The sequence below is a fragment of the Leifsonia poae genome, from assembly GCF_020009625.1.
Classification (GTDB): Bacteria; Actinomycetota; Actinomycetes; order Actinomycetales; family Microbacteriaceae; genus Leifsonia; species Leifsonia poae_A.
The window spans coordinates 3,022,191-3,040,062 of sequence record NZ_JAIHLP010000002.1; the positions used below are offsets into that span (position 1 = coordinate 3,022,191).

Genomic DNA, 17,872 nt, shown 5'->3' on the forward strand with positions numbered 1-17,872 from the left:
CGGGCGACCGTCTCTGTGGCCCGGCCCGACGGCCGGGCCACGGACCCATCAAGAAAGGCCGCTGTGCCCTCCACCCTCCACCCCGCTGCGCCGGCCGCCCCGGCGACCCTCGCCGGCATCCCCCGACTCGTCGGGGCCGGCTACTCGCTCATCGTGGCGCAGCAGACCTCGGAAGGCGCCTACCCCGCCAGCCCCGACTTCTCCGCCTATGCCGGCTACTGCTGGTTCCGCGACGGATCGTTCATCGCCGATGCCGTCTCGGCCTACGGCGACGAACGGTCGGCGTCGGCGTTCTTCGACTGGTGCGCACGCGTGCTGACCGACCGTGCCGAGCACATCCGGTGGATCGTCGCGGAGACCCGCGCCGGTCGGCCGCCCTCGGGCGAGCGGATGCTGCCGGCGCGGTTCACCTTCGCCGGCGAGGACGGCACGGACGAGTGGTGGGACTTCCAGCTCGACGGCTACGGCACCTGGCTCTGGGCGCTCGGAGAGCACCGGGACCGTCACGGCGTGGACAGCGAGCGCTGGCGCGACGCCGTCGAGCTGACGGTCGACTACCTCATCGCCTCGTGGAGCCGCCCCTGCTACGACTGGTGGGAGGAGCACAGCGAGGCCGTGCACGTCTCCACGCTCGCCTGCATCGCCGCCGGACTCGATGCGGCGACCCGCGGCGGGTTCGTCACGGGTGCACGGGCGGATGCGGCGGCCGCGGCATCCGTTGCGATCGCCGATGTCATCGCCGACCGGGGTGTGCGCGAGGGGCACCTCGCCAAGTGGCTCGACGTCGGCACGGTCGACGGCAGTCTCGCTTCGGCGATCGCGCCGCTCGGTGTGGTCGACCCGCTCTCGCCGTTGGCCGCCGGAACGCTCGACGCGCTGGAGCGTCAACTCACCGTCGACGGCGGCGTGCACCGCTACCTCGGCGACACCTTCTTCGGCGGTGGACAGTGGCCGCTGCTCAGCTGCTTCCTCGGTCTGGCGAACGCGGCCGCCGGGGAGACCTCCCGCGCGGGCGAACTGCTCGCCTGGGCCGCATCGACGGCCACCGACCGGCTCGACCTGCCCGAGCAGGTGGGCCGGCACCTGATCGCTCCGGGGATGCGCGAGGAGTGGGTGGAGCGCTGGGGCCCGGTGGCGACACCGCTGCTCTGGAGCCATGCCATGCTCATCCGCCTCGCCGTCGAGCTCGGCGTCGTCGAGCCGCTCGTGCCGTGCGCACCGACCGCATCCCGACCCCCACTGCTTCCCCGACCCACCCTGGAAGGACCCACCCGATGATCCGACACCGGCCCTCCGGCTCCGGCCACCCGTACTCCGTCGACACCGAGCAGCGCTGGCCGGTGCTCCCCGAGGCCGCTTCGACAGCTCAGCTGGGCGTGCGGGCGAGCGGAACCGTGACCGCGGTCGTCTGCGAGTTCGTCTGGCAGGCCGACGACGGCGCCGAACAGACCGAGAGCCTCGCGCTGGAGCGCGTCGCCACCTCCTCGCGCGGACGCACCGAAGACGGCGGGCACCTCGCCTCGGCCCAGGCACGCCTCGCACGCGCGGTCGGCGGGTGGCAGGTGGCCACTCCGGAGCTCCGGTTCGGCGGTCGCTACCGTTACCGCTTCACTGCGGCGCACGAGGGCGGTCGCACCGAACGCACGCGCTGGTTCGAGTTCCGTGCCGCCGAATGGCGGGCGGGGGATGCGGCGCTCGCCACGGCGGGCGCCTCCCGGGTGCTTCCGGGTTCGGTGTCGGTGCTGCACGACGGGGTGCGAGCGCTGCGCATCCGGTTCGCGTTGCCCCTGCGCGACGGCGAGCATGTGACCGGATTCGGCGAACGGTTCGACGCGCTCGACCACCGGGGCGCCGAACTCGACTCTGTGGTGTTCGAGCAGTACAAGAACCAGGGAGCCGAACGCAAGACGTACCTGCCGATGCCGTTCGCCCATGTCGTCGGCGGCGACGGCTGGGGATTCCACGTGCGGACCTCGCGGCGGGTGTGGTTCGACGTCGGGGCGACCGACAGTGGCACCCTCGCCGTGGAGGCCGAACTCGACGGCGAGGCCACAGAGCCCGAGGCGCTCGCGGTCGCCTTCTATGACGGGGAGCCGACCGCCGTGCTGCGGAGCTTCCTCGCCGAGACGGCCGAGCCGACCGAACTGCCCGACTGGGTGTTCCGGCTCTGGGCGAGCGGCAACGAGTGGAACACGCAGGCCGAGGTGCTGCGGCAGGCGGAGCTGCACCGGGAGCACGACATACCGGTCGGATCGGTCGTGATCGAGGCCTGGAGCGACGAGAGCACGTTCACCGCCTTCCGCGACGCGCGGGCCGCGGTCACCGCCGATGGCGGGCCTCACCGGCTGGCCGACTTCGAGTTCCCCGAGCAGGGGGCCTGGCCGGACCCGCGTGGGATGGTCGACGAGCTGCACGCCCGCGACATCCGCGTGCACCTGTGGCAGATCCCGCTCATCAAGATGCGGCCGCATCCGCGCGACCAGGTTGCGGCGGATGCCGAGGCGGCCATCCGCGAGAACGTGCTGATCCGCGAGATCGCGCCGGAAGGGAGCCTGCGGCCGTACCGCAACCGCGGCTGGTGGTTCCCGCTCGGGTTGATGCCCGACCTCACCGACGTGCGAGCCGCCCGCTGGTGGACCGACAAACGCCGCTACCTCGTGGAGGAGGTCGGCATCGACGGCTTCAAGACCGACGGCGGCGAACACGCCTGGGGCGGCGACCTCGTGTACCTCGACGGCCGGCGGGGCGACGAGAAGAACAACACATTCCCCGTGGCGTATGCGGCCGCGTACGGAGAGCTGCTCCGCTCGGCGGGCAAGGCTCCCGTGACCTTCAGCCGTGCCGGATTCACCGGTTCGCAGGCCCAGGGTGCGTTCTGGGCCGGCGACGAGAACTCGACCTGGGAGGCCTTCCGCTGGTCGATGCTCGCCGGGCTCTCGGCGGCCGCGAGCGGCATCGTCTACTGGGGTTGGGATCTCGCCGGCTTCTCGGGCGATGTCCCCACCGCCGAGCTGTACCTGCGTTCGGCCGCGGCCGCCACATTCGTGCCGATCATGCAGTACCACTCGGAGTTCAACCACCACCGCACCCCCTCACACGATCGCACGCCGTGGAACATCGCCGAACGGTCGGGCGACGAGACGGTGATCCCGATCTTCCGCCGGTTCGCTCAGCTGCGGGAGAAGCTGGTGCCCTACCTCTCGGCGCAAGCCGCGCTCACCGTCGCCACGGCGCGCCCACTGATGAGGCCGCTCTACTTCGACCACCCGGACGACCCGGCCGTATGGTCGACGCAGCCGCAGTGGATGCTCGGCGACGACATCCTGGTCGCCCCCGTGCTCGAGCCAGGCGCCGCCACCTGGCCGGTGTACCTCCCCGCCGGCGAGTGGGTCGACGCCTGGACGGGAGGGCGTCACGAGGGCGGCGCGACGCTCACGGTCGAGACCCCGCTCGACCGCATACCGGTGTTCCTGCGGCCGGCCGCCGCGGAGTCTCTTCTCGGCCTCTTCCGAGACTGAGGGTGCGGAGAGCGGGAAGGGTTATGGTGTGCGCATGACTGAGGAGACTCCGATCGCGTACACGGCCCTCCAGAAGGGTGTCCCCGTCGTCACGGCGGACGGCACCGAGATCGGCCGGGTCGAACATGTACTGCACGATCCGTCGCTCGACCTGTTCGACGGGATCGCCGTGTCGACCGCCGCCGGGTTGCGATTCGTGGACGCCGACCTGGTGCAGCGGATCACGACCGGTGCCGTGCAGACGACGCTCACCGACGACACCGCGGCCGACCTGCCGAGACCGCAGGGCGAGGAGGTGCTGTCGGCCGACCCGGAGCAGCTCACCGGGACGGAGCTCTCGGCGCGCCTCGGCCGTCTCTTCCTGCGCGAGCACTGGACGCATCCCAAGCGCTGAAGCCTTCGACGCTGACACCATTGAGGGGCGGCAGAAGCTCCCGAAACCGTCGGTTCTCGGTGCTTCTGCCGCCCCTCAGTCGGTTAGAGGGCGGCGCGGAGGGCGGCGCCGAGGTCGGGGTCGACGTTGGTCCAGTACTGGATGGCGCGCTCGCGGATCTCGGGTGTCTGCACCCGGCCGACGGCGCCGGTGATCGTGGCGAGGAAGCGGTCCTTCGCTGCGTCGTCGTAGACGTCGCGGTAAAGGGTTCCGGCCTGCCCGAAGTCGTCGTCGTCCGTGCGGAGGGTGGCGGCCGCACGCTGCAGCGACCCATCTGACTCCCAGCCCCCGACACCGGCGCGCGTCTCGTCGGCCACAGGGCCGCCGGTCGAGTTGGGGGCGTAGACCGGCGCATCCGCTGGGGTGAAGCCGTGACGGCCGGCGCCATCCTGCGAATAGTTGTGCACGGGGACGACCGGGGCGTTCACCGGGATCTCGGCGTAGTTCGCGCCGATGCGGTACCGCTGGGCGTCGGGGTAGGAGAACACGCGGGCCATCAGCATCTTGTCGGGACTGATGTCGATGCCGGGCACAGTGTTGGCCGGCGAGAATGCAGCCTGCTCGATCTGGGCGAAGAAGTTCTCCGGGTTGCGGTTGAGCGTGTGGCGTCCGAGCTCGATGAGTGGATAGTCGGCGTGCGGCCAGACCTTCGTCAGGTCGAACGGGTTGAACCGGTAGGTCTTGGCGTCGTCGTAGGGCATGATCTGCACGGAGACCTTCCACGACGGGTGGTCCCCTCGGGCGATGGCCTCATAGAGGTCGCGTCGGTAGTAGTCGGCGTCGGCGCCGGCGATGGCTTCGGCCTCGGCACCCTCCAGCTCGGCATTGCCCTGCAGGGCGTGGAAGTGGTACTTGACCCAGAACCGTTCGCCGGCCTCGTTGATCCACTGGTAGGTGTGCGAGCCGTAGCCCGGCATGTGTCGCCAGGAGCGGGGGATGCCGCGGTCGCCCATCAGGTAGGTGACCTGGTGGGCCGATTCGGGGGAGAGGGTCCAGAAGTCCCACTGCATGTCGGCGTCGCGCAGGCCGGAGCCGGGCAGGCGCTTCTGTGAGTGGATGAAGTCGGGGAACTTGATGCCGTCTCGGATGAAGAACACCGGGGTGTTGTTGCCGACGATGTCGTAGTTGCCTTCGGTGGTGTAGAACTTCACCGAGAATCCGCGCACGTCGCGCCAAGTGTCGGGGGAGCCCTGCTCCCCGGCGACCGAGGAGAACCGCTGCACGGTCTCGGTGGTCGTGCCGGGCTGGAACACGGCCGCCTTCGTGTAGGCGCTCACATCGCCGGTGACGACGAACTCGCCGAACGCCCCACCGCCCTTCGCGTGCACGATCCGCTCCGGGATGCGCTCGCGGTTGAACTGCGCGAGCTTCTCCACCAGGTAGCGGTCGTGCAGGGCGACGGCCCCGTCCGGTCCGGCGGTCAGCGAGTGCGCGTCGCTGGCGACCGGTGTTCCGGTCTGGGTGGTCGTGTAGTTCTCCGACATGGTTCTCCTTCGTGTTACTCGGCGTGCGGCGAAACCTCCGCCGCACGCTGTTGGCAGGACGGGCACAGCCCCCAGAACGTCACCTCGGCGGTCGACACCGCGAACCCGGAGGCGTCGGACGGTGTGAGGCACGGTGTGTGCCCCACGACGCAGTCGACGTCGGCGACGGCCCCGCACGACGTGCAGACCACGTGATGGTGGTTGTCGCCGATGCGCCGTTCGTAGAGCGCGGGCGAGCCGGCCGGCTCGATGCGTCGCACGAGTCCTGCGGTCGCCAGATCGCCCAGCACGTTGTGCACGCTCTGGATCGAGGTGCCCGGCAGCTCAGCGAGCACCGCACGGAACACCGTCTCGGCATCCGTGTGCGGGCGTTCGGCGAGGGCGCCGAGCACGGCGAGGCGACCGGAGGTGACGCGCAGCCCCGCGGCGCGGAGACCGTTCTCGAGGTGTGCCGTGTCCATCCCCCGAGCCTAGTCGCTGTTTTGAATCATTCAAAAAAAGGGGGTCGGTGTCGGAGGGGTGACCTAGCGTCTTCCGCATGGACATCATCCTGGTTCCCGGTTTCTGGTTGGACGGTTCGTCGTGGTCGGGAGTGATCCCGCGGCTCGTGGCCGACGGCCACCGTGTGCGCGCGATGACTCTTCCCGGTATGCAGTCGCTCGCCGCCGAACGCGGTCACATCACCCTGCAGGATCACGTCGATGCCGTCGTCGCCGCGATCGACGAGGCCGGGGGAGACGTCGTGCTCGTCGGCCACTCGGGTGGTGCCGGCCCGGTTCATGCGGCGGTCGATGCGCGGCCCGACCGGGTGGCGCGCGCGATCTACGTGGATGCGGTGCCGCTCGGCGACGGCGCCGCCGTTCTCGGCGAGCTCGACCCCGAGGGCGGCGATGTCGACCTGTTCGACTGGGACGACTTCGACGACGCCGACCTCACCGACCTCGACGAAGAGCTGCGCGAGCGATTCCGCGCCCGGGCCATCCCCACGCCGCGAGGCGTCGCGACGGGCCGGCAACGGCTCAGCGACCCCCGCCGGTATGAGGTTCCGGTGACGATCGTGAGCTGCGAGTTCCCGGCCGCGCAGCTCCGGGAGCTGGGCCGCGACGGGCATCCCTACGTCGCCGAGCTCACGAAGATCCGATCGGTCGACTACATCGACCTGCCGACAGGGCACTGGCCGCAGTTCACTCGGCCGGACGAACTCGCCGACGCGCTCGCCGGGGCGGTGTCCGCGCGGCAATAGCGCCGGGCCACCTGCGCTGGGTCACCCGCGCCGGCGGGCGATCAGGGCGTCGATGGCCGCGGCCGCGAGCAGTGCCAGGGACGTTCCGGCGAGGATCCAGCCGGCCGCCCCGGTGCTGAGTGCGGCGCCGGTGACCGGCGCCGCGGCCAGGTATACGAGCGCCATGACGCCGGCGGCCACGCCGACGACCGCGAGTAGCACCTGGCGCACCACTCCGAGAAGCAGCCGCCGGTCGCGCCGGTCGGCGAGCAGGCGCACATTGACGTTGAGCGTGCCCGACTCGAGGGCGTGCGCGATCCGGTCGACTCGTCGCGGTAGCCTGCGCAGTCCGGGGAGCACCGAGAGCACCTCGCGCGTGGCCAGGCTTCTGATGTTCGCCGGCGTCAACTGGTCGCCGAGCTGCTGGGTGGCGAGCGAGCGCGCCTCCTCCAGCAGGTCGAAGTCGGGGAGCACGGTGCGCACCGTGCCCTCGAGGATCGCGAACGCCCGACCGGCCGCGATGAACTCCGGCGGCACGGCCATGCCGTGGCGCGCGAAGACGTCGACCGCCGCATCCACGGTGCCGATGCCGATACGCGCCCCGGGGCCGAGCTCGTAGGTCACGAAGGCGGTGAGGTCGCGACGGAAGGCCTCCTCGTCGGCTCCGTCGGGCAGCGGGGTCATGGTCAGCACGCCGTCGGCCACCCGTCGGGTGTCCGATTGCAGGTAGGCGATGAGGAGGTCCTGCACGGTCTCGCGCAGGCCCCGGTCGAGACGCCCGACGGAACCGAAGTCGACGAGGGCGGGCCGGCCGTCGGTCGACAGCATGATGTTGCCGGGGTGCAGATCAGCGTGGTAGACCCCGTCGAAGACGACCTGGCGGAGGAAGGCGCGCAGTACCGCCCGCATCGTGTCGGCGAGGTCGATCGGCTGGGCCGCGCTGAGTTTGACCGCGCTGAGGGTCTCGCCCTCGAGGAATTCCATGACGATCACGCGACGCGTCGAGAGCTCGTCGAACAGGTTCGGCAGTCGCACTTCGGATGCCCGTCGGCTCTCAGCCTGTCTCGCGCGCAGGGCGGCGAGGTTCGTCGCCTCCAACCGGAAGTCGACCTGCCGGACGAGGTCGGCCGCATACTGTTCGGCGACGTTCTCGATGCCGAGGCGGCGGGCCTGCGCCGACACCCGCGCCATCGTCTTCGTCGCCCGCAATGCGATGTCGACATCGCGGCGCACCTCGGGTTCGATCCCGGGGCGCTGCACCTTGACGGCGACGATGGTGCCGTCGAGGAGGCGCGCGCGGTGCACCTGGGCGATGGAGGCGGCCGCAACCGGGACGGGGTCGAACTCGGTGAAGATATCGGTGAGCGGTGCACCGAGTTCGCTCTCCACGAGGGCCTCGACCGCGTTCCACTCCGCGGGGGCGACGTTCTTCTGCAGATGCGAGAGGGCGGTCGCCCACTCGGCGGGGAGCAGGTCGTCTCGGGTGGACAGCAGCTGGCCCATCTTCACGAACGCTCCGCCGGCCTCCTCAAGGGCCAGACGCATTCCTTCGGCCTGCGTTGAACGCAGCCGGGAGGTCTCGGGGTCGGTCGAGAAGTCGAGGCGACGAAGGGGCAGCAGGCCGTGTCGGCGCGCGATGCGCACCAGGTCGGCGAAGCGTCGGCCTCGGGAGCGCAGTGTTCCCGCATCGGCGTGCTCCCGCGTGGCGTCGTCGAGCTTCGGACGGGAGACACCTCGAACGCCGGTCATGCCTCCACGTTACGGGGAGCGGCTGGGACCGACTAGAAAGGAGTCGATGAGCATTCAGGCGGTGGAGACGATCGTGCCGGTCTCCGGCATCCGGATCGAGATCGTGGCCGAGATCCCGTTCGCCCGGCTCCGGCAGGCGTTCGAAGCGGAGGTGCCGCCGATCGACGAGGAGCTCTTCCGTCGTCTGGTGGCCGAAGGCGCGCCCTGGCAGCGGTTCGCGCGGGCCTCGGGTGGCGCGGGCGTGCACAGCTTCGGCTCGTTCTGGCGGCATGACCCGAGCGCGGTCATGCGTGCCGGGGGCGCCGACCGGATGAGCGTGAGCTATCTGATCGGCGACTACGCGACAACCGCGCGGATGTTCCGTCACGACCCGGGGACCATGCTCTACTCACCGCTGCGGATCGAATTGCATGCCGATCGGGACGGGAAGAGCGTGCTCGCCGTCGATCAGCCCAGTTCGCTCCTCAGCAGCTTCGGGAACAACAAGATCCTGCAGACCGGCCGAGAGCTCGACCGAATGCTGGGCGACCTCATCGAGGAGCTGGGGCTTCCGCGCCCCTCCGTTCTGCGGCGCTAGCGTTCCCGCCGCGACCGCTCAGGGGGAGGGACGCTACGAGCGCTGCCATTCCGGTTTGTTCGCGTAGGCGTAGCGGTAGTAGTCGGCGAGAGCGAGCCCGGCCGCGGCCTCCTCATCGACGAGCACGATCGCCCGCCGGTGGTGCTGCAGGATCGAGGCGGGGCACAGGGCCGCGACCGGGCCCTCGACGGCCTTGGCCAGAGCATCGGCTTTGGCCGGGCCGGCGGCGAGGAGAAGCACCGTCGTGGCATCCATGATGGTGCCGAGGCCCTGGGTGACGCAGTGGGTGGGCACGTCGTCCGGAGCGGGGAAGAAGCGCGCATTGTCGCGGCGCGTGGCCGGGGCGAGCGTCTTGATGCGTGTGCGGGAGGAGAACGACGAGGTCGGTTCGTTGAAGCCGATGTGACCGTTGCCGCCGAGGCCGAGGATCTGCAGGTCGACCCCGCCCGCCTCGCGGATGGCCTGCTCGAACTCCGCGCAGGAGCGTTCGAGGTCGGTGGCGTCGCCCGGCGGAACCTGCACCCTGGCGGGGTCGAGTCCGAGCGGTTCGGTGACCTGGGTGCGGATCACGCTGGCGTAGCTCTGCGGATGCGCGGGGTCGAGTCCCACATATTCGTCGAGCGCGAAGCCGCTCACGCGTGTCGTGTCGAGGGTCGTCGCGGCGCGACGGGCGAGCTCGGCGTAGAGGCCGAGGGGGCTGGAGCCGGTGGCCAGGCCGAGCACCGCATCCGGGCGCTGCTGAATGAGCCGCGCGACGATGTCGGCGGCGAGCACCGCCACGTCGTTCGGACCGGGTACGATGATGACTTCCATTGCTTCTCATTCCTTGTATGACGATGTATGACAGGCTGGAACGGGCGGCGCTGCTGTGCGGCAGGAGTGCTGTTCGCTACCCTGAAGAGGTCTCGCACACCGGTCGGTGTGAGAGACGAGATAAGCCGATCGGCCGGGGGCCGACAGCGGAGACCGGAGGACTCGTGGCCGCACCCGCACACTCGAGGAGTGCCGCGCGAAAAGGCGGCCCCCAGCGGGTGCTCCGCTATCAGTACGTCTACGATCTCGTGGTCAGCCTCATCGAAGAGCAGGGGCTGAGCGAGGGCGATCAGCTGCCGAGCACCGCCGAACTCGCCGAACTCGCCGGCGTGAGCGTGATCTCGGTGCGCCGGGCGCTCGACGAGCTCGCACACAGCGGCAAGATCGTGCGCCACCAAGGTGTCGGAACCTTCGTGGCGCCGCAGCGGCTCGTCAGCGAGCCGTCGCGCCCCGGTGCCCTGCTGGAGACGCTCAAAGGACAGGCGGGCGAGGTTGCGCTCGACACCGAGCTGATGAGCATGCTCGTCGGCATCCCGAGCGCCAAGCATGCCGCGGCGCTCGGCATCGACGCCGGCCAGCCTGTGTGGGAGATCTGCCGGCTGCGCCGACTCGGGAGCACGCCCAAAGTGCTGGAGAAGGCGGTGCTGCCGCTCAGCCTGGTGCCTTCGCTCGACGAGAGCCGGCTCGCCGACGGCGACTCGCTCTACGGCTTCCTTGCCGAACGCTACGGTTTCACCGACGACTTCGTGGAGCAGGCGTTCGAGGTGGACCAGCCCAACTCCTGGGAGCGGGAGCACCTGCGGCTCACGGCGAAGGAGAACGTGGTGCGCATCCGCGGCGTGAGCGTGGATGCCGGCGGTGTGGCCTTCGACAGCTTCCAGCAGACGTATCCGGCACACGACTTCGTGTTCTATGTGTCGGGAACCTCGCGGCAGCGGCTGGTGGAGCCGAACCACAGCGGGCCGTGGTCTGTGCGCCCGCTCGGCGCGCCCCAGCCCGTCCGCTCGGAGCAGACGGCCCCGTCGTCGGACTGACCGCCGGCCCTCCCCCTCAGGAGGCCTGACGCTGCAACGGGTCGGGACTCGGCACACTGGCGAGCAGCTTTCTCGTGTAGGCCTCGGTCGGTTCGTGCACGATCTGCCACGGGTCCCCCTGCTCCACGATGCGGCCGGCGCGCATCACGATGATGCGGTCGGCGTAGGCGGCCGCGGTCGACAGGTCGTGCGTGATCATGAGGATGCCCATCCGGTGCTCGCGGCGCAGCCGGTCCAGGAGTTCCAGCACCCCGGTGCGCACGGAGACGTCGAGCATCGAGACGGGTTCGTCGGCCAGGAGCAGCCGGGGGCGCAGCACGAGGCTGGCCGCGATTGCCACACGCTGCCGCTGCCCGCCGGAGAGTTCATGGGGGAATCGGCCCGAGTACACCTCCGGGTCGAGGCCGACATCGCGGAGGGCGTCCGCCACGCGGGTGCGGCGGTCGGCCGCGCTGTCGCCGATGCCGTGCACGAGCAGCGGCTCCAGCACGGTGTCTTCGACGCGCAGCCGTCCGTCGAGCGCCTCGTACGGGTCTTGGTAGATCATCTGGATGTCGCGGCGTAGGGGCCGCCAGGCCCGGGAGCTGAGTCCGGTGACCTCGGTGCCGTCGATGCGGATGGATCCCGAGCTCGCCGGCTGCATGCCGAGGATCGTCTGCAGGGTCGTCGTCTTGCCGCATCCGGATTGCCCGACCAGCGCGACGAGTTCGCCTTCGTCGACGTGCAGGCTCACCCCATCGACCGCGGCGCCGTCGCCTTGGGCGCTCTCGACCACGTCGGAGGCGACGATCGCGTTCTCCCGCACATCGTCGGCGAGCACGCGGCCGGTGGCGATGCCTTCGGTCGGCGTCATCGTCGTCGACGGCTCGGGCGCCGCCAGGTCGATCGCGCCGGGTGCGACGTGCCGCCGGTTGCGTCGCGGCTTGTCGCCGTACACGACGCGCAGGTCGCGTACATCGAGCAGGCTCGCCCCGGCCGGCTCCTCGTCGTCCGGTCGGGTGACGTCGTAGAGGTTCGGCGTCGATTCGAAGAGCTGTCGGGTGTATGGATGCGCAGGTCGGCGGTACAAATCGTCCACCGTCCCCTCCTCCACGATCTCCCCCGAGCGCATCACGGCGGCGCGCGTGCAGGCCTGGGCGACGACGCCGAGGTCGTGCGTCACGAGCACCAGAGCCAGGTTGAGTTCGCCGGAGAGGCGGACGAGCAGCCGTAGGATCTGGTCTTGTACGACGACGTCGAGCGCGGTCGTCGGCTCGTCGGCGAGCAGAACCTTCGGCTCGCAGGAGAGTGCCATCGCGATGACCGCGCGCTGTTTCATGCCGCCGGAGAGTTGGTGCGGGTAGCGGGCGTCGCTGCCGTCGGGCAGCCCGACGAGCGAGAGCAGTTCGCGGGTGCGAGCCACCGCGGCCTTGCCGTGGGCGATCCCGTGCACCTCCAGCGCCTCGCGGATCTGCCACCCGATCGTCTTCACCGGGTTGAACGCGCTCATCGCCCCCTGGAACACCATGGCGATGTCGGTCCAGCGGTGCCGGCGGATGCTCGCCTCGCCGCGCTCGATCACGTTCTGGCCATCGACCCACACCTCGCCGGACACCGTGGCCGAGGCGGGCAGCAGGCCCATCGCGGCGAGGATCGTCGTCGTCTTTCCGCAACCGGACTCGCCGACGAGGCCGACGCGTTCCCCGGGCGCCACGCGCAGTGTCAGGTTCTTGACGGTGTGGGCGGGGTCACCGTCCCGACCGTCTCGCGGGTCGAACCACACGTTGAGGTCGATCAATTCGAGGGCGTTCGAGGCGTTCACAGCGCGTCCTTTCCGCGGCCGACGAGCGGTCGCATCCGCCAGGTCTTGACCGAGAGGTACGAGGAGCGCAACCGCGGGTTCAGCCCGTCCTCGATGGAGTTCCCCACCAGGTAGCAGCCCATGATCAGAATGGCGACGCAGACGCCGGCGGGAACGATCGCCCACCAGGCGCCGGTGCTGATCGCATCCCGTTCGAAGGCGTGTTCCATGATCGTCCCCCAGGTGACGGCGGTGGGGTCGGAGAGCCCCAGGAAAGCGAGGGCGGTCTCGTTGAAGATGGCCAGCGTGATCGCCAGCACCGCGTTCGCGATGAGCAGCGGCCCGAGCTGGGGCAGGATGTGGCGCACGATGATGCGAGTGTGTCCGGCTCCGATCGACTCGGCCCGTCGCACGTAGACGCGCTCGCGCAGCGTCTTCACCTGTGCCCGGATGACGCGGGCGGTGCTCGTCCACATCAGGAAGCCGATCACGAGGATGACGTGGCTGAGGCTCGGCCCCCACACCGCGGCGACGACGATCATGAGCACGATCTGCGGGATGACGATGAAGTAGTCGGTGATCCGCATCAGCACGGTGTCGACCCAGCCGCCGAAGTAGCCGGAGAGCACCCCGAAGATCGTGCCGATCACGATGGAGATGATCGCCGCCGTGAAGCCGACGAACATCGACACCTGACCGCCCTGCAGTACGAGGCTGAGAACATCGATGCCGCCGTCGTCGCAGCCGAGCCAGTGAGCAGCCGACGGAGGGTCGAACACCCCGCAACTGGGCTGCGAGGTGCTGTACGGCATGATCAGCTCGGAGAAGATCGACAGGAGCAGGAAGATCGCGATGATGGTGAGCCCGATGATCGCGGGGGTGTGCGGAACGCCGTGAGCATCGCACCCCAGACTCCGCGGCGTTCCGGGTGGGTGCGACGTTTCGCCGGTTTGGCCGGTGTCGTCATGGTCGGCTCCTCGCTCATCGGGAGACCCTCGGGTCGAGTCGGAAGTAGAGAAGGTCGGCGAGGTAGTTGAGGAGCACCACGACGATGGTGATCACCAGGAACCCGCCCTGCAGCATCGGGTAGTCGCGCTGCAGCACGGCGTTGTAGAGCGCGCGCCCGATGCCCGGCCACGAGAAGATCACTTCCACGAGGATGGATCCACTGACGATCGCCCCGAGGGAGAGCGCCACTTGGGTGATCGTGGGGAGCGCGGCGTTGCGCAGCGCGTAGGAGCTGATGATCTTGCGGCGCGGCAGGCCTTTGGCGCGCGCAGTGAGGATGTAGTCCTCGCCCAGGGTCTCCAGCATCGCCGAGCGCACGATGAGCGCGTCTTCGGCGTAGAGGGTGAGCACCAGGGTGAGCACCGGCAGGATCATGTGCCGCAGCACATCAACGAACTGCTCCCACGGGGTGTACGAGACGGCGAACGGGTCGTTCATGCCCACCGACGGCAGCACACCCGCGAACAGGATGAGGAGCATCATGCCGAGGAACTGGGTGGGGAAGGCGTAGAACACGACCGCCAGGTTCGTGGAGATGTGGTCGCCGACGGTGCCGCGTCGCACCGCCGAGTAGACGCCGACGGCGATGCCGAGCAGGATGGCGATCACCGTGCCGGCGGTGACCATCGGCAGCGTGTTGGCGAAGGCCTGCAACAGGTTTTCCAGCACCGGCTGCCGGTTGGCGAACGAGACGCCCATATTGCCGTGGAACAGTTGTTGGAGGTACAGCAGATACTGCTGCCACACCGGTTTGTCGAGTCCGAATTCCACCTCGAGTGCGTGCTTGAGGGCCGGGGATGCATTGGGCACCCTGGAGATCCTCGTCACGGCGTCTCCCGGCAGAATCCGGAACAGCACGAAGTTGACCGTGAGTGCGACAAAGATCGTCGCCACGGCAAAGAGCGAGCGTTTCCAGAGGTAACCGCGCATCCCATCTCCCTTCCCACGCTTGACCTCTCGCGTGGTGGTCATCATACTAAGCGCACCAAGGGTGTCGTCCGGAAGGGTTTCTCCAGAGATTTTCGCGGGGAAGCAGTTTCGCGCAGACGGACCGCCACGAAGACGAGGGAAGGTTTACATGAAGTTAACAAGAGCCCTGGCCGTGGTGGCCGGCGGTGCACTCACCGTCGGACTGCTGGCCGCCTGCGCCCCGAGCGGGTCGAATAGCGACACCGTGCTGCGCATCGGCGCGAGCGCGACGATCGACTCCCTGAATCCATTCGTCTCGAGCTCCGACTACAGCAGCGTCGTCTACGAGTACTCCTATCCGCACCTCTCGCAGTACGACACGACCGATATGTCGTTGCAGCCGTCGTTCGCGACGAAATGGCAGACCTCCGCCGACGGCCTGACCTGGACGTTCGACACGGTGAAGAACGCCAAATGGTCCGACGGCAAGCCGCTCACGGCGCAGGACGCCGCCTTCACCATGTCGATGATCCTGAAGTACCAGAAAGGGCCGACCGGCCAGCTCGCCGGTTTCGTGAACAACATGACCTCGGCCGTGGCCGTCGACGACAGCACCCTCAAGGTGACGTACTCCAAGCCGGTCTCCAATGTTCTCGCGCAGATGACCCAGCTGCCGATCCTGCCGGAGCACATCTGGTCGAAACTGGCGACCGGCGACGGCAAGCAGATCAGCTCGTTCCAGAACGGCGCGCCGATGGTCTCCGGCGGACCGTTCGAGATGACCCAGTACAAGAAAGACCAGCTCGCCCTGTTCGATCGCAACCCGAATTGGTGGGGGTCGACCAAGCCCAAGATCACCGGGTTCGGCCTGCAGTTCTTCGCGAACGACGACGCGATGGTCACCGCGCTGAAGACAGGTCAGGTCGACATGATCGGCGAGTCGACGCCGGCGACGGCGGTCTCCGCGCTCAAGAAGGCGGGGATGGAGGTCGGCACGACTCCCAGCGTCGGCTTCTACGACTTCATCATCAACACCAACCCGAAGAAGAAGAGCCATCACGAGCTGCTGAACCCGAAGGTGCGGGAGGCGTTCGAATACGCGATGGACCGCTCCGAGATCGTCAAGACCGCCTGGCTCGGCATGGCGACACCGGGTTCCACGATCGTCGCCCCGGCCACCGGCTGGCACGACGACTCGATCCGGGGCCTGCCGTTCGACCTGTCGAAGGCCAACGCCATCCTCGACGGCCTCGGCTACGCCAAAGGCTCCGACGGCATCCGGGTCGCCGACGGGCAGCCGATGAGCTACCAGGTCATCTTCCCGACCGAGATCAACGGTGCGGGCGACCGCATGTTCCAGATCATCCAGAACGGGCTGAAGCAGGTGGGGGTCAAGCTCACGATGCGCAAGATGGACACGGATGCGGCCACGACGGCGATCAACGGCGCCAACAACACCTACCAGGACTTCGATCTCGCCATGTGGGACTGGATCCCGCCGGTGGACCCCGACTTCCAACTGAGTGTGCTCACCTGCGCGCAGTGGGGCAACAACAACGACAGCGGGTACTGCAACCCCGCCTACGACAAGCTCTACGACGCCCAGGGTGTGGCACCGACCAAAGAGGATCGCCAGAAGATCATCGACCAGATGCAGCAGATCGCGTTCGACGATCGCCCGTACATCGTGCTGGCCTACCAGGACGTGATCGAGGCGCACTCGCCCAAGTGGACCGGGTTCCTCATCTCGCCGCTCGTCGGCTCGGTGAACAACCTCTCCACCCAGACGCTGCTCCAAGTGCACAGGACGAAGTGATGACGACACTGACCACCATCCTCCCGGCCGAGCTGGCCGCCACGCTCGCACGGAGCCCGGGCCCGACCTTCGTCGCCGGGCTGTTCCAGGGCGTGGACGGTCTGCGGGGCGGGCGGGGGAGCGAGCTCCTCGGCGAGCTCCTCGGCGTCGACCCGGTGGCGCTTGCCGCCTCCGACCCGCAGTTCGAGGCGGCGCCGGGTGAGAGGGCCGTGGTGGTCGTGCCGGTCGCGACCGGGGCGGTGAGGGTCGTTCTGGTCGGGCTCGGCCGGGGCGTGCCGACGGTGAACGGGCTGTTCGACGCGGCGCTCGCGGCGGCGGCCGGTGCGGATGCGGTCTCGACTCTGGCGCTCGAAGCCGACCCGGCGGCCCCGGCCGATGTCGTGCTCGGCGCCGTGGCGCAGGGGCATGCCGTCGGTCTCTGGCGGTATCGCCGGGAGGCGGAGGGTGTGGATGCGGTCGCCGACGCGGCCCCGGGTTCCGTCGTGCTCGTCGACCGCGGTTCCGGTGACCGCAGCACCGTGCTCGATCGCGCGGCGACGGTCGCGGTGGCGACCTCGTGGGTGCGACAGCTCGTCGAGACACCCCCCAACCGCCTGGGACCTCGCGCGTTCGCGGACGCGATCGGCGCGTTCGCGGCGCGGGTGGCCGGCGATCGGGTGGCCGTCTCGATCTGGGACGAGGCCACCCTCATCGAACGCGGTTTCGGGGCGACTCTCGGTGTCGGCGCCGGCAGCGTGGACAGCCCGCTGGTTGTCGAGTTGACGGTCGCGGGGGATGGGCCGTCGACCGCGCTCGCCGGCAAGGGCATCACCTTCGACTCGGGCGGCACGAACCTCAAACGCGATATGGGCGAGCTGAGCTGGATGAAATCCGATATGGCCGCTGCCGCTGCGGTGGCCGCTGCCGTGATCTCCGCAGCGGCGCTCGGCGCACCCGGTCCGCTGCACGCGCTGTTGCCGGTGGCGGAGAACATGCCGGGCGGCGGGGCGCAGCGTCCGGGGGATGTGGTGCGGCATCCCGGAGGCCGCACCACCGAGATCGTCGACACTGACTGCGAGGGGCGTCTCGTGCTCGCGGACGCCCTGTCGTATCTCGCCCGCGAGAACCCGGCCCGCCTGATCGACGTGGGAACCCTGACCGATTCCGGCGGGGTCGGCCACGCGTTCTGGGGATGCTGGGGTACCTCCGACGCGCTGGCCGCCGAGCTCGTCGCCGCCGGTCTGGCGGCGGGCGATCCTGGCTGGGCTCTTCCGCTGCACGACTCCTATCGGGATCTGTTGTCGTCGCGGGTCGCAGACATCGCCAACTCGCCGATCGACGTGCCCGATTCGGGCCAGCTCGCGGCGACGTATCTGCGCAGTTTCGTCGGGGAGACCGCCTGGGTGCACATCGACAACGGGTCGTCGGCGTGGCTCGAGCGCGACGCTTCCCCTTGGCCGGCCGGTGCCACGGGAACCCCGGTGCGTGCCCTGATCGAGTTTCTCGCCCCCGTGCGTCCGTGACAGCGGGCCTGCTTGTCTATATGCTTA

Annotated in this window: 15 protein-coding genes; 8 read left to right on the forward strand and 7 right to left on the reverse strand. The window is 69.2% G+C overall.

Annotated elements, in window-relative coordinates; genetic code table 11:
- Positions 1–63: 63 nt before the first annotated feature.
- From K5L49_RS15280 to K5L49_RS15290, 3 genes are read left to right on the forward strand one after another with little or no spacing between them, the layout of a single operon-like run.
- Positions 64–1,278 (forward strand): glycoside hydrolase family 15 protein, encoded by a 1,215-nt coding sequence (locus K5L49_RS15280; protein WP_223694038.1) that lies wholly within the window; start codon positions 64–66, stop codon positions 1,276–1,278.
- The gene (locus K5L49_RS15285) at positions 1,275–3,518 is read left to right on the forward strand and encodes a glycoside hydrolase family 31 protein (protein ID WP_223694040.1); all 2,244 of its coding nucleotides are present in this window, start codon (positions 1,275–1,277) and stop codon (positions 3,516–3,518) included. Before K5L49_RS15280 ends, K5L49_RS15285 begins: the two co-directional genes overlap by 4 nt.
- 34 nt (positions 3,519–3,552) lie before the next feature.
- Positions 3,553–3,912: a hypothetical protein gene (locus tag K5L49_RS15290; RefSeq protein ID WP_223694042.1), complete on the forward strand. Its 360-nt coding sequence runs from the start codon at positions 3,553–3,555 to the stop codon at positions 3,910–3,912.
- Between the two features lie 83 nt (positions 3,913–3,995).
- Here the strand turns inward: K5L49_RS15290 and K5L49_RS15295 are convergent, their stop codons facing one another.
- Complete coding sequence (locus K5L49_RS15295; protein ID WP_223694044.1) at positions 3,996–5,435, reverse strand: catalase; 1,440 nt, start codon at positions 5,433–5,435, stop codon at positions 3,996–3,998.
- 14 nt (positions 5,436–5,449) lie between these two features.
- Entirely contained in the window at positions 5,450–5,896 is a 447-nt protein-coding gene (locus K5L49_RS15300) for a Fur family transcriptional regulator (RefSeq protein ID WP_223694045.1), read from the reverse strand.
- A gap of 77 nt (positions 5,897–5,973) precedes the next feature.
- On the opposite strand from K5L49_RS15300, the gene K5L49_RS15305 reads away from it, so the two are divergent.
- Positions 5,974–6,678 carry an alpha/beta fold hydrolase gene (locus tag K5L49_RS15305; protein ID WP_223694047.1) on the forward strand — a complete coding sequence of 235 codons (705 nt, stop codon included), beginning with the start codon at positions 5,974–5,976 and terminating at the stop codon, positions 6,676–6,678.
- Positions 6,679–6,699: 21 nt separating this feature from the next.
- On the opposite strand, the gene K5L49_RS15310 is transcribed toward K5L49_RS15305, so the two are convergent.
- Entirely contained in the window at positions 6,700–8,406 is a 1,707-nt protein-coding gene (locus K5L49_RS15310; protein WP_223694049.1) for an ABC1 kinase family protein, read from the reverse strand.
- Between the two features lie 46 nt (positions 8,407–8,452).
- Between K5L49_RS15310 and K5L49_RS15315 the strand changes: the two genes are divergently transcribed.
- A complete protein-coding gene (locus K5L49_RS15315) occupies positions 8,453–8,983 on the forward strand; it encodes a hypothetical protein (RefSeq protein WP_223694051.1) in 531 nt (176 codons plus the stop codon).
- Between the two features lie 33 nt (positions 8,984–9,016).
- Here the strand turns inward: K5L49_RS15315 and nagB are convergent, their stop codons facing one another.
- Positions 9,017–9,796, reverse strand: a complete 780-nt coding sequence (gene nagB, locus K5L49_RS15320; protein ID WP_223694053.1) for a glucosamine-6-phosphate deaminase — start codon at positions 9,794–9,796, stop codon at positions 9,017–9,019.
- A 218-nt stretch (positions 9,797–10,014) separates the two neighbouring features.
- On the opposite strand from nagB, the gene K5L49_RS15325 reads away from it, so the two are divergent.
- Positions 10,015–10,830: a GntR family transcriptional regulator gene (locus tag K5L49_RS15325; RefSeq protein ID WP_223694055.1), complete on the forward strand. Its 816-nt coding sequence runs from the start codon at positions 10,015–10,017 to the stop codon at positions 10,828–10,830.
- A gap of 16 nt (positions 10,831–10,846) precedes the next feature.
- Here K5L49_RS15325 and K5L49_RS15330 read toward each other — a convergent pair whose 3' ends face one another.
- From K5L49_RS15330 to K5L49_RS15340, 3 genes are all read right to left on the reverse strand, one after another.
- The gene (locus K5L49_RS15330; RefSeq protein WP_223694057.1) at positions 10,847–12,631 is read right to left on the reverse strand and encodes a dipeptide ABC transporter ATP-binding protein; all 1,785 of its coding nucleotides are present in this window, start codon (positions 12,629–12,631) and stop codon (positions 10,847–10,849) included.
- A complete protein-coding gene (locus K5L49_RS15335; protein ID WP_223694059.1) occupies positions 12,628–13,422 on the reverse strand; it encodes an ABC transporter permease in 795 nt (264 codons plus the stop codon). The genes K5L49_RS15330 and K5L49_RS15335 overlap by 4 nt, the downstream gene beginning before the upstream one ends.
- Positions 13,423–13,591: 169 nt before the next feature.
- Complete coding sequence (locus tag K5L49_RS15340; protein WP_223694061.1) at positions 13,592–14,548, reverse strand: ABC transporter permease; 957 nt, start codon at positions 14,546–14,548, stop codon at positions 13,592–13,594.
- Positions 14,549–14,696: 148 nt separating this feature from the next.
- Between K5L49_RS15340 and K5L49_RS15345 the strand changes: the two genes are divergently transcribed.
- Positions 14,697–16,343: an ABC transporter substrate-binding protein gene (locus K5L49_RS15345; protein ID WP_223694063.1), complete on the forward strand. Its 1,647-nt coding sequence runs from the start codon at positions 14,697–14,699 to the stop codon at positions 16,341–16,343.
- Entirely contained in the window at positions 16,343–17,845 is a 1,503-nt protein-coding gene (locus tag K5L49_RS15350; protein WP_223694064.1) for a leucyl aminopeptidase family protein, read from the forward strand. The genes K5L49_RS15345 and K5L49_RS15350 overlap by 1 nt, the downstream gene beginning before the upstream one ends.
- Positions 17,846–17,872: the final 27 nt, after the last annotated feature.

Bases quoted from the DNA above. Each gene is read 5' to 3' on its own strand.
- K5L49_RS15295 (WP_223694044.1), bottom strand. From the start codon at position 5,435: ATGTCGGAGAACTACACGACCACCCAGACCGGAACACCGGTCGCCAGC.
- K5L49_RS15340 (WP_223694061.1), bottom strand. From the start codon at position 14,548: ATGCGCGGTTACCTCTGGAAACGCTCGCTCTTTGCCGTGGCGACGATC.
- K5L49_RS15305 (WP_223694047.1), top strand. From the start codon at position 5,974: ATGGACATCATCCTGGTTCCCGGTTTCTGGTTGGACGGTTCGTCGTGG.
- K5L49_RS15310 (WP_223694049.1), bottom strand. From the start codon at position 8,406: ATGACCGGCGTTCGAGGTGTCTCCCGTCCGAAGCTCGACGACGCCACG.
- K5L49_RS15345 (WP_223694063.1), top strand. From the start codon at position 14,697: ATGAAGTTAACAAGAGCCCTGGCCGTGGTGGCCGGCGGTGCACTCACC.
- nagB (WP_223694053.1), bottom strand. From the start codon at position 9,796: ATGGAAGTCATCATCGTACCCGGTCCGAACGACGTGGCGGTGCTCGCC.
- K5L49_RS15300 (WP_223694045.1), bottom strand. From the start codon at position 5,896: ATGGACACGGCACACCTCGAGAACGGTCTCCGCGCCGCGGGGCTGCGC.
- K5L49_RS15335 (WP_223694059.1), bottom strand. From the start codon at position 13,422: ATGCCGTACAGCACCTCGCAGCCCAGTTGCGGGGTGTTCGACCCTCCG.
- K5L49_RS15315 (WP_223694051.1), top strand. From the start codon at position 8,453: ATGAGCATTCAGGCGGTGGAGACGATCGTGCCGGTCTCCGGCATCCGG.
- K5L49_RS15350 (WP_223694064.1), top strand. From the start codon at position 16,343: ATGACGACACTGACCACCATCCTCCCGGCCGAGCTGGCCGCCACGCTC.
- K5L49_RS15290 (WP_223694042.1), top strand. From the start codon at position 3,553: ATGACTGAGGAGACTCCGATCGCGTACACGGCCCTCCAGAAGGGTGTC.
- K5L49_RS15285 (WP_223694040.1), top strand. From the start codon at position 1,275: ATGATCCGACACCGGCCCTCCGGCTCCGGCCACCCGTACTCCGTCGAC.